The organism is Mesorhizobium sp. M0772 (genome assembly GCF_040320135.1).
GTDB lineage: Bacteria > Pseudomonadota > Alphaproteobacteria > Rhizobiales > Rhizobiaceae > Mesorhizobium.
Genome location: NZ_JAMYPB010000008.1, coordinates 159,860 through 169,607 on the forward strand (window position 1 = coordinate 159,860; position 9,748 = coordinate 169,607).

Consider the following 9,748-nt stretch of genomic DNA (forward strand, 5'->3'; position numbering starts at 1 on the left):
GCGTCACCCTTATCTGGGCGGCCGCCGGGCAGTATTTCAAGCTTTGATTGCGGTTTTGCGACCGCGGCGCTTCAGCACGCCGCGCCGGCATGCCAAGTGATCAGCGCGCCGAAAGCGGCTTCTTCACCGCCTTGAGCAGCGCGCGCTGGATGACCTCGTTGCCGGCGACGAGCGAACCCGCCTCGAGCATATCCTGGCCTCCATCCATGTCGGAGACGAAGCCACCGGCCTCGCGGATCAGCAGCAGGCCGGCGGCAATGTCCCAGGCCGACAGGCCGGTTTCCCAAAAGCCGTCCATGCGGCCGGCCGCGACATAAGCGAGATCGAGCGCCGCGGAACCCAGGCGGCGCACGCCCGAGACCTCGGCCATCACATTGCGCAACTCGACGAGGAAATTGCCGTGCTGGCCGCGGCCGAGATGCGGCACGCCGCAGCCGATGACGCAGTCGGTGAGCTTGCTGCGGCCGGCAACGCGCAGCCGGCGATCGTTCATGAAGGCGCCGCCGCCGCGCTCGGCGGTGTAGAGCTCATCCATTGCCGGATTGTAGATGACGGCGGCGACCAACTGGCCCTGTCGCTCCAGCGCGATCGAGATGGAAAAGATCGGAATGCCGTGCAGGAAATTGGTGGTGCCGTCGAGCGGGTCGACGATCCAACGGTGCTGGTCGTCGTCCCCTGCGATCATGCCGCGCTCTTCCATCAGGAAGGCATAGCCCGGCCGCGCCTTCGACAGTTCGGCAAACAGGATGTCCTCGGCCTTGCGGTCGGCTTGGCTGACATAGTCGCCCGGTCCCTTCATCGACACCTGCAGGTTCTGCACCTCGCCGAAGTCGCGCGACAGCGAGCGGCCGGCCTTCATGGCGGCCTGGACCATGACATTGAGAAGTGCGGAGCGTGCCATCGTATCTGTTCCTGCCTACGCGTCAGTCTGCGCGGCGCATGTAGGTGAGTTCGTTGGTGTCGACGACGATGCGTTCGCCGGCGCCGATGAATGGCGGCACCAGCACGCGGATGCCGTTTTCCAGCACCGCCGGCTTGTACGAGGACGCGGCCGTCTGGCCCTTCACCACCGGGTCGGCCTCGGTGATGGTCAGCGTCACCTGGTCGGGCAGCGAAATGCCGATCGGCCTGTCCTCATAGAGCTGGACCGTCACCATCATGCCGTCCTGCAGGAAGGCGGCGCGGTCGCCGACGAAATCCTTCGCCAGCTCGAGCTGCTCGTAGCTCTGCGTGTCCATGAACACCAGCGCGTCGTCCTGGGCGTAGAGGAAGGAAAAATCTTTCAGATCGAGCCGGATCTGCTCGACGGTCTCCGCTGAGCGGAAGCGCTCGTTGAGCTTGGTGCCGTTGATCAGGTTCTTAAGTTCGACCTGGTTGTAGGCGCCGCCTTTGCCGGGCTTGACGGTGTTGGTCCTGACCGCCACCCAAAGGCCGCCATCGTGCTCGATGACATAGCCGGGACGGATTTCGTTGCCATTGATCTTGGCCATGATGAGATTGATCCGGGATGCTAGCAACGGCTTGGCCGTTGATATGAGGATGGTCGCTGGACAAGCGATTTCGGGCTCCCAAGACCACAAATCGGCAGGAGAGGCAAGGGATGCCAGATCGCCCGACAAGGGCTGGTAGCCTCAAACCTGGGCCGCAATGACTTTGCCGACGGCCTCGACGATGGCGTCCGCAGCCTCAGTCTGCCGGTTGAGATGAGGCGAACGAAGTGCGGCGACCTGCAAGGAAAGGTCGACATCTTCCGTGTTGACCAGCATGAGGCCGTCGGGAAGTCCGCGCCTTGCAAGACGCAACGGCACTAGCCCAAGGCCGTGCCCCCGACGGACCCATTCCATCTGCAAGGCCGGATCCTGTATCTCCGCCGCGATCTCGAAATAACGCCTTCCGCCGACCAGAACGGACATGAGTTTCTGGCGCGCGTCGCAAGGGGCCGGACTAAGCACCCACGGCATGGGTGTCCGGCCACCGTCTTCCGGATCGGGGACGGTGGACGCAGCTATGACGCCAAGACGTTCAGTGCCAAGCGCTTCCGGGCCTGGCTTATCCGACGATCGCAGAACAATCGTCACATCGAGCTCGCCGCGTTCGAATTGATCGATCAGTTCGGCGCTCCAGCCGGTCTTGAGCCGTAGCGACACTTTCGGGAACGCCGCCGCGGCGTTGCCGATGGCCCCGGCGATGTCGCGGTCCGAGAGGCCATGGGCGAGACCCAGGCGGAACAGTCCTTCCGGCTCGGTCTTTCCGGCGAAGGATTTCAGCGCTTCTACGGAAGCGATGATATCGCGTCCGCGCGCCAGCACTTCCAGCCCCGTCGGCGTCAGTCGCGGCGGCTTTTGCCGGCGGTCGAGCAGCGTCGTGCCAAGCATGTCCTCCAGCCGCTGGATTTGCCGGGTCACAGCCGGCTGCGTCAGCGGCAGGCGCCGGGCGACCTTCTGGATCGAGCCCTCCTCGGCAAACAGGGCGAGCGTGCGCAATTCCTCAAGCATAGCTAGAACCATGTCTCGTAAGCATAATCATTGTAAACATTATGAATTTGAAATCCATCGCCTGGCAAGCAATTTTCCTTTCAAACGAAAGGACGACGACAATGAAGGCGATCGAACTGCAGCAGCCGGGCGGCATCGACAATCTCAAGATGGTCGAACGACCAATGCCGGAGCCCGGCCGTCAGGAGATGATCGTCCGCGTCAAGGCGACGGTGCTCAACTATCGCGATGTCGAGATCGCGCGCGGCAGCTATCACACGACATTCCCCTTGCCGCTGGTGCCGCTTTCCGACGGCGTCGGCGAGGTCGTCGGGCTTGGCCCCGAGGTCAGCCGCTTCAAGGTTGGCGACCGGGTCTGCGGCACCTTCTGGCAGCGATGGGTCGGCGGCAGCTTCGCCATGGCCGAACCTTCCTACCAGCGCGGCGGCCCGATCGACGGTTTGCTGAGCGAATTCGCCCGGCTGGACGAACAGGCGGCTGTCATCGCGCCGGCGCATCTCAGCGACGTAGAGGCGGCGACATTGCCTTGCGCCGCCGTCACCGCTTGGCATGCCTTGTTTACGGAAGGCAACCTCAAGCCGGGCGAGACCGTGCTCAGCCTCGGCACGGGCGGCGTATCGCTGTTTGCCATGCAGTTCGCGAAGGCGGCCGGCGCGCGGGTCGTCGTTACGTCGAGTAGCGATGAGAAACTTGTCCGGGCCAAAGAGCTCGGCGCGCATCACGGCATCAACTACCGCGACAATCCGGACTGGTCGTCGGCCGTGCTGGCGCTGACCGATGGCCGTGGCGCGGACCACATCATCGAAGTCGGTGGTCCCCAAAGTTTCGCGCAGTCGCTCAAGGCGTCGGCGCGCGGCGCCCAGATCAACGTCATCGGCTATCTCGGCGGCAGCGAAGGGGTGATCAATCCGCTCGACATCTTCCGCCGCCAGGTGAAAGCACGCGGCATACCGGTCGGCTCGCGCGAGTCCTTCGAAGCGATGAACCGGGCGCTCGCCGTCAATCGGCTGCGGCCGGTGATCGACCGGGTCTTCCCATGGGCAGAGGCAGCGCAGGCCTTTCGCCATCTCGAACACGGCTCTCCCTTCGGCAAGGTCGTGCTGGATCATACACAGTGACGTTGCGTGTCAGGGCAGGCGGTTGGCCTTCTGCAAGGCTTGCTTTGTCTGATCGTCGGTCAGCCCTTGCAGGAAATCGTCCATCTCCGGATCGATAAGGCCGGCGCGGCGGGCGACCACATACCAGGCCCCGGCCAGGATCAGGTCGGGGTCGGTTCCGATGCCGCCCATATAGAGCTTTGCCAACCGGTTCTGGGCAGCGACATTGCCGCCTTCAGCTGCCTGCTTCATCCAGTTGAAGCCGGATTTCAGGTCGCGAACACCGCCCCGGCCCTCGATCATCCAGGCGGCAAGATCGATCTGCGCGGTGTCGTAGTTCTGCCTGGCAGCCTGTGCCAGCAAGCTGCGGGCCTTTCCATCGTCGCGGGTCTTGCCGCCGACGCCATTGGCATAGACCTGCGCCATCGCATACTGGGCGTCGGCAAGCCCTGTCGCCGCGGCACGCTCATAATAAGGCACAGCCGGGGCGAGGCCGGCAGCGCCCGGATCCTGCTGCACGAGCAATTGCGCGAAGTTGAACTGCGCCAGCCGGTTGCCGGCCTCGGCGGCGGCCTGCATCAGCGCATAAGCTCCCTTCTCGTCCTTCTTGACGTAGCGGCCGTCGAGCAGCATCAGCGCATACTGGAACTGCGATTCAGGAATCCCCTGCTCGGCGGCCTGCGCATACCATTTGGCGGCTTCCGCTGGGTTGAGCGGCACGCCCAACCCGCGCGATAGGATCTCGGCCACCAGCGTTTGCGCCGCCGGGTCGCCATTCTGAGCCCGCACCAACGCCAGATTGTAGGCCGTCTTGTAAAGGCCGCGCTGGAAAGCGCCATAGGCGGGGTCCGCCGGCTTGGCGCCGAAACGTTCGGGGTTGATGGCGTCGGCCGACGGCAGCGGCGCGGTGGTCGCGGGCTGGGGACCCGTCTTGTCGATCGGCGTGTGGATATGGACGCCGAAATCGGTGGCACCGGCTTTTGGGGCACCCGCATCGGGGGCGACCGCATCCGGCACGCTGAGGGCGGGCGGGCTGGTGTCCGGCCTCGGCAGCGGCAGCGGAACGGTCTCCGCCGCGATCGCTGCCCCGCTCATCAGGGCTGCGACGAGAATCGCGAGAGGAAGTCCAGGTCGGCGCACGTCAGCCCTCGAAGCGCGGCGCGGTTTGGTCGAGCAGCGCATTGGCGGCAGCAATCGCCGCCTTCGGATCGGCGCCTTCGGCGAAGACGGCGCTGGACAGCGCCACGAACTCGGCGCCAGTGGCGGCGACCGCTTCTACCGAAGCGATGGCGGAACCGGCCATAACGACGCAAGGGATCTCAATCACGTCCGCCCACCATTGCCCGAGCGACAGGTTGCGCGGATGCGGTTCCGGCTTGTTGTCGTAGCCGAAGCGGCCGAAGAAGATGTAGTCGGGTCTGGTTTCGCCGAGTTCCAGCGCGTCGTCGCGCGTCTTGGCGCCACCGGCGCCGACCATCATCTTGCCCTGGAAGTGTTCGATGGTCTCGGCGAGCGCGTCCTTGGAAACCTCGACATGAATGCCGTCGGCCTGGACACGGCCGGCAATGCGGGTATCGCCGGCGATGATGACGGCGATGCCGGCCGCTTGCGCGGCCGGTACGATCTGTTCTGCAAAAGCCTGGAAGGCAGCCTCGTCCATGCCGTTTTCAGGCAGGATCAGCGAAGCGATATCACCGCCGTCGAAGGCAGCCGCAATGCGGCGCGCCGGAGCGTCCCTGGGTGCGATCAGCACGATGCGGCAGCGGTTGGGGGGTGTTGCGTCGTTCATTGGCTTTCGATCCCGGGTTTCGCCTATGCCGGGCGAAGATGGTTGCATTGCGGCATAGAACAAAGCGCCCGCCTTGAACAGGCGGGCGGGGATCGATGCGATGGCTTTGGTTTACGATCGCCGGCGAGCCGACGCTCTGCGGCTCATTTGACGGCTTGCGGGCTTTCGGCCGGCGATCTGGCCCTCCACAAAGTCCAGCCGAGATTCATGCCGGCGGCGGCGATCAGGATGGCGGCTGCGCCGACGAACTGGGCCGGATGCAGCCGGTGGCCGAAGGCCATCACATCGACCAGGATCGCAACGACAGGATAGATGAAGGACAGCGACCCCTGCAGATGCGTCGGCAGTTTCTGGATGGCGGCGTACATCAATATGTACACCAGGCCGGTGTGAACGACGCCAAGCGTGGCCAGCATGGCCCAGCTCCAGGCATCGGCGGGCAAATGCGAGAGGTTGGCAAAGGGCGCCAGCATGACGACGCCGACGCAGACCTGGATCAGCGCGATCAGATGCGGCGGGGTGCCCTTGAGCTTCTTGGCGACGATTGCCGCGACAGCCCAGAAGAAGGCCGCTCCGAGCGCCATGACGATGCCGATGACATAATCTGTGCCGGTTATGCCGGAACCGACACCCGCATCGGGCCCTGTCTGCACGATTAGCAGCATGCCGGCGAAGGCGATGCCGAGCCAGGTCAGCTTGGCCAGTGTCAGCCGCTCGCCGAAGAACAGCGCGCCGAAGCCGACCAGCATGAAGGGCTGCGTGTTGTAGACCGCCGTGGCAATCGAGATCGAGGCGCGGGAGAAGGCGCTGAACAGCAACAGCCAGTTGATGACGATAGCCGCGCCGCCAAGAGCGGCGATGGCAACAATGCGCAGCGTCAGCCTGCCGCGCAGCAGCCCGAGTGCCGCGCAGGTGATCAGCAGCGCCACCGCGCCGAAGGCGCAGCGCCAGAACACCACGTCCATAACGGGCTGGCCCGACATGACGACAAACCAGCCGATCGTGCCGACAATCGTCATCGCCGCCGTCATCTCGATCGTGCCGCGTACCGTGTTGTCCATGACAATACCTCTATCTGTTGAGGCCATAATCTCATGCCGTCTTGAGGGTTTATATACCCTATGAAAGGTGATATGGGGGCAGGACCTTATTTAATAAGGCGCGCGCTGCCCTTTTGCGAGGAGATGAAAATGCTGGACGAGTTGGACAGAAAGCTTCTCGACATCCTGATCCTGGATTCGCGGACTTCGTTGAAGGATCTGGCGCAGCAGGTCGGGCTGTCATCGCCGAGCGTCTCGGAACGACTGCGGCGGCTCGAGGAACGCGGCGTCATCCGCGCCTTCACCATCGAGATCGACCCGGAGGCGCTGGGGTTTCCGCTGCAGGCGATCGTGCGGGTGCGGCCACTGCCGGGCAAGCTGCACATCGTGCAGAAGCTGATCGAGGAGATCCCGGAATTCGGCGAATGCGACAAGGTCACCGGCGACGACTGTTTCGTGGCCCGGCTCTACGTGCGCTCCATCGGCGAGCTCGACAAGCTTCTCGACCGCATCGCCGACAAGGCGGAGACCAGCACCGCCATCATCAAGGCGCAGCCGATCCGGCGCCGTCCGCCGCCACTGAATTAAGCTCCAGCTTGTAGCCGATGTGGCTGGCCTTGAAGCCGAGCCGGTCATAGAAGCGATGCGCGTCCTGGCGGCTCTTGTTGGTGGTCAGCTGGACAATCTTGCAGCCGCGTTCACGGCACTGTTCGACCGCCCATTCCAGCAGACGCTGTCCCAGCCGTTCGCCGCGGCGGTCCGCGGCGACGCGCACAGCCTCGATCTGGCCGCGCAAGGCGCCCTGCAGCGACAGCCCGGCGAGATAGCTGATCTGCAACGTGCCGATGACGCGGCCGCTATCCGTCATCACGGCAAGAAACTGGTTGGGGTCGGCGTCGATGGCGGCAAAGGCGTCGCGATAGGCCTTGGCGAGTGGCTCGGTCGCATCCTCGCGGCTGCGGCCAAGCGGATCGTCGGCGAGCATGGCTACGATGGCAGGCAGGTCGGCCGCTTCGGCGCGGCGGATGTGGGGTTCGCTCATTGTCAAAAACCTGGGGTCAAAAACCTGGGGTCAAAACCTGGGGCCAAAACCTGGGGTCAAAACCTGATGTGCATCGGACGGCGCCCTTATGCATCGGCGGCGATCTTGCCGTAAATCCGGAACCGTCGCTTTACGCACAGTTGATCGACACGGCCGGCATTTTCCCGGTCGCGGCGCAAGGGTTTCTGGGCTATTGCAGGGCAACCGTCTTCCCTCCAGCATTTCCAGTTCATGTCAGGTCTGCTCGCCGATCCGTGGTTTTATGCCGCCGCCATTCCGGCGGTGATACTTGTCGGGCTGTCGAAAGGCGGCTTCGGCGGCGCTGTCGGCTTCGTTGGCGTGCCTTTGATGGCGCTGGCCATGCCGCCGGTGCAGGCGGCGGCCATCCTGCTGCCGATCCTGTGCCTGATGGACATCGTTTCGGTGTGGACGTGGTGGGGCGTCTACGACAGAAAGATGCTGGTCGACATGATGCCGGGCGCGGTGATCGGCATTGGGCTCGGCTGGCTGACGGCAGCGCTCGTAACCGAAGAGATGGTGCGGCTGATCGTCGGCGCTGTCGCGCTGATCTTCGTGCTGCGCTGGCTCTATCTCCAGTTCCGCCACGGTTCCGACCATGCGGCGGCGCCCAACCGCATCGCCGCCGCCTTCTGGGGCACCGTCGCCGGCTTCACCAGCTTCGTCGCCCATGTCGGCGGGCCCCCCTTCCAGGTCTATGCGCTGCCGATCCGGCTCGATCCGAAGGTGCTGTCGGGGACATCGGCGATCTTCTTTGCCGCCACCAACGCGCTGAAGCTGATCCCCTACTTCGCGCTTGGCCAGTTCGACACCGCCAACCTGACGGCGTCGGCCGTGCTGATGCCGCTGGCGCCGCTGGCCACCATCGCCGGCGCCTGGCTGGTGCGGCGCATGCGGCCGGAGATTTTTTATCCCTTCACCTACGCGACCGTGGCCGTGGTCGCGGTCAAGCTGCTTTGGGACGGGATCGCCGGCCTGCTCTAAATCCCGCTCAGGCGGCTGCCGGTTTGGTTCGCGGGGCGCTCGCAAAGGTCAGCGATGCACCACCAACGACCACGACCGCCATGGCGCCGAGAGTGGCGATGTCGTGCGCGGTCGGCTTCAGCACCATGTCGGCGACGACGACGATCATGATGACGAAATCGAACTTGACGATCCGTATCATGCGGCGCCCAAACGCTATGGCAGCCGGGGTCATGCCGTCCGCGGCAAGCATTGTGGCAAGCTTTTCGAACGAAGGCTTCAGCACGAGGATACCGGTCAGAAACGCGGCGGCGTAGCCGCAAAGGCCGATGACGACCCAAAGGTCGGAGAAGCCGGTCCATAGCGAAGTCAGCACCAGACCAGAAGCCAGGGTCGCGATAGACGCCGGCACGAACAGACGCAAGCCGAGTTTGTCCGTCGTTCTCAGCATGACCATCAGCGTCTCGTCGTCGCCGTCGCGATCGGCGAGTATCGAAACCAGCAGCATGGCGAAACCGCCGCCGAGCCAGAGGATCGCTGCCATGACATGCAGGAATTTGAAGAGAGAATACCAGTCCATTGCCGCTCCTTGTGCATCGTTCCGGGGGTAAACGCTGCTATCGCGCGTCTGCTTCCGAAGGAGGGCGGATTATCTCCGTACATGTATCCAGAAGATGCCGCGTGGGTGCCGGCTTGTTGCGGTGGCGCCGTCGCCGGATTTTACCGCCAGCCCGCACAATACCCGGCATTTGCCGGATAGACGCCGTGTCGGCATTGGCTGGTTTCGCGGCATGATCCTGAAACCTGCGGGGACTAAGCCGCTCGCGACCGACGCTCCATTTTGGCCGCGCGCGGTCGGACCAAGTCTGCAACAACCAACGAGGGTATCCCATGCAAGGCGTAGCACGAAATTTCTTCACCCTGGCCGTCATCTATTCCCTGTGCGGCATGGCGCTCGGCCTGCATATGGCGATCTCCAATGACCATGGGCAGATGCCGACCCACGCGCACACCATGGTGGCGGGCTGGCTGATGTCGGCGGTGTTTGCCTTCTTCTACCACCTGTTTCCAGCGGTCGGGCAAAAGACGATTGCCGTCGTGCATTTCTGGCTGACGGCAATCTGCGGCATCGCACTGATGATTGGGCTTTACTTTGAACTTGCCGGCCATCCGGAGATCGAGCCGGTGCTGGCTTCCTCCTCGATGGGCTTTTATGCGGCGATGCTGCTGTTCGCCTTCATTTCCTTGCCGGCTGTGTGGAAGAAGGCATGAACAAGCTGACGATCAGGCTCCGGGGGCCGTTG

At 63.9% G+C, this 9,748-nt stretch carries 12 protein-coding genes; 4 read left to right on the plus strand and 8 right to left on the minus strand.

What is annotated here, in order from left to right; genetic code table 11:
- Positions 1-100: 100 nt before the first annotated feature.
- From NKI06_RS08130 to NKI06_RS08140, 3 genes are all read right to left on the minus strand, one after another.
- Positions 101-901 carry an inositol monophosphatase family protein gene (locus tag NKI06_RS08130; RefSeq protein WP_023684166.1) on the minus strand — a complete coding sequence of 267 codons (801 nt, stop codon included), beginning with the start codon at positions 899-901 and terminating at the stop codon, positions 101-103.
- A gap of 22 nt (positions 902-923) precedes the next feature.
- Positions 924-1,490 carry an elongation factor P gene (efp, locus tag NKI06_RS08135; protein WP_023668757.1) on the minus strand — a complete coding sequence of 189 codons (567 nt, stop codon included), beginning with the start codon at positions 1,488-1,490 and terminating at the stop codon, positions 924-926.
- 141 nt (positions 1,491-1,631) lie between these two features.
- On the minus strand, positions 1,632-2,495 hold the full coding sequence (locus tag NKI06_RS08140) for a LysR family transcriptional regulator (RefSeq protein ID WP_352984795.1): 864 nt from the start codon (positions 2,493-2,495) through the stop codon (positions 1,632-1,634).
- 101 nt (positions 2,496-2,596) lie between these two features.
- Here NKI06_RS08140 and NKI06_RS08145 point away from each other — a divergent pair, with 101 nt between their 5' ends.
- A complete protein-coding gene (locus NKI06_RS08145; protein ID WP_352984796.1) occupies positions 2,597-3,613 on the plus strand; it encodes a zinc-dependent alcohol dehydrogenase family protein in 1,017 nt (338 codons plus the stop codon).
- Between the two features lie 9 nt (positions 3,614-3,622).
- Here NKI06_RS08145 and NKI06_RS08150 read toward each other — a convergent pair whose 3' ends face one another.
- The 3 genes from NKI06_RS08150 to NKI06_RS08160 all read right to left on the minus strand — a co-directional run bounded on the left by NKI06_RS08150 (position 3,623) and on the right by NKI06_RS08160 (position 6,442).
- A complete protein-coding gene (locus tag NKI06_RS08150; protein ID WP_352984798.1) occupies positions 3,623-4,687 on the minus strand; it encodes a tetratricopeptide repeat protein in 1,065 nt (354 codons plus the stop codon).
- 46 nt (positions 4,688-4,733) lie between these two features.
- Complete coding sequence (locus NKI06_RS08155) at positions 4,734-5,381, minus strand: thiamine phosphate synthase (RefSeq protein ID WP_352984799.1); 648 nt, start codon at positions 5,379-5,381, stop codon at positions 4,734-4,736.
- A gap of 143 nt (positions 5,382-5,524) precedes the next feature.
- Positions 5,525-6,442, minus strand: coding sequence for a DMT family transporter (locus NKI06_RS08160; protein ID WP_352984800.1), 918 nt, complete (start codon positions 6,440-6,442; stop codon positions 5,525-5,527).
- A gap of 129 nt (positions 6,443-6,571) precedes the next feature.
- Between NKI06_RS08160 and NKI06_RS08165 the strand changes: the two genes are divergently transcribed.
- The gene (locus NKI06_RS08165) at positions 6,572-7,009 is read left to right on the plus strand and encodes an Lrp/AsnC family transcriptional regulator (protein WP_023704892.1); all 438 of its coding nucleotides are present in this window, start codon (positions 6,572-6,574) and stop codon (positions 7,007-7,009) included.
- Here NKI06_RS08165 and NKI06_RS08170 read toward each other — a convergent pair.
- Positions 6,966-7,463, minus strand: coding sequence for a GNAT family N-acetyltransferase (locus NKI06_RS08170; protein ID WP_023728625.1), 498 nt, complete (start codon positions 7,461-7,463; stop codon positions 6,966-6,968). The genes NKI06_RS08165 and NKI06_RS08170 overlap by 44 nt on opposite strands.
- Positions 7,464-7,694: 231 nt before the next feature.
- Here NKI06_RS08170 and NKI06_RS08175 point away from each other — a divergent pair, with 231 nt between their 5' ends.
- Positions 7,695-8,465 (plus strand): sulfite exporter TauE/SafE family protein, encoded by a 771-nt coding sequence (locus NKI06_RS08175; RefSeq protein WP_023668765.1) that lies wholly within the window; start codon positions 7,695-7,697, stop codon positions 8,463-8,465.
- A gap of 7 nt (positions 8,466-8,472) precedes the next feature.
- On the opposite strand, the gene NKI06_RS08180 is transcribed toward NKI06_RS08175, so the two are convergent.
- Positions 8,473-9,024, minus strand: a complete 552-nt coding sequence (locus NKI06_RS08180) for a DUF2269 family protein (protein ID WP_023694595.1) — start codon at positions 9,022-9,024, stop codon at positions 8,473-8,475.
- A gap of 311 nt (positions 9,025-9,335) precedes the next feature.
- Here NKI06_RS08180 and NKI06_RS08185 point away from each other — a divergent pair, with 311 nt between their 5' ends.
- A complete protein-coding gene (locus NKI06_RS08185; RefSeq protein ID WP_023668767.1) occupies positions 9,336-9,716 on the plus strand; it encodes a hypothetical protein in 381 nt (126 codons plus the stop codon).
- Positions 9,717-9,748 lie beyond the last annotated feature (32 nt).

Coding starts and splice junctions, on each gene's coding strand:
- NKI06_RS08180 (WP_023694595.1), bottom strand. CDS start 9,024: ATGGACTGGTATTCTCTCTTCAAATTCCTGCATGTCATGGCAGCGATC.
- NKI06_RS08145 (WP_352984796.1), top strand. CDS start 2,597: ATGAAGGCGATCGAACTGCAGCAGCCGGGCGGCATCGACAATCTCAAG.
- NKI06_RS08160 (WP_352984800.1), bottom strand. CDS start 6,442: ATGGACAACACGGTACGCGGCACGATCGAGATGACGGCGGCGATGACG.
- NKI06_RS08165 (WP_023704892.1), top strand. CDS start 6,572: ATGCTGGACGAGTTGGACAGAAAGCTTCTCGACATCCTGATCCTGGAT.
- NKI06_RS08175 (WP_023668765.1), top strand. CDS start 7,695: ATGTCAGGTCTGCTCGCCGATCCGTGGTTTTATGCCGCCGCCATTCCG.
- NKI06_RS08150 (WP_352984798.1), bottom strand. CDS start 4,687: ATGAGCGGGGCAGCGATCGCGGCGGAGACCGTTCCGCTGCCGCTGCCG.
- NKI06_RS08185 (WP_023668767.1), top strand. CDS start 9,336: ATGCAAGGCGTAGCACGAAATTTCTTCACCCTGGCCGTCATCTATTCC.
- efp (WP_023668757.1), bottom strand. CDS start 1,490: ATGGCCAAGATCAATGGCAACGAAATCCGTCCCGGCTATGTCATCGAG.
- NKI06_RS08140 (WP_352984795.1), bottom strand. CDS start 2,495: ATGCTTGAGGAATTGCGCACGCTCGCCCTGTTTGCCGAGGAGGGCTCG.
- NKI06_RS08155 (WP_352984799.1), bottom strand. CDS start 5,381: ATGAACGACGCAACACCCCCCAACCGCTGCCGCATCGTGCTGATCGCA.
- NKI06_RS08170 (WP_023728625.1), bottom strand. CDS start 7,463: ATGAGCGAACCCCACATCCGCCGCGCCGAAGCGGCCGACCTGCCTGCC.
- NKI06_RS08130 (WP_023684166.1), bottom strand. CDS start 901: ATGGCACGCTCCGCACTTCTCAATGTCATGGTCCAGGCCGCCATGAAG.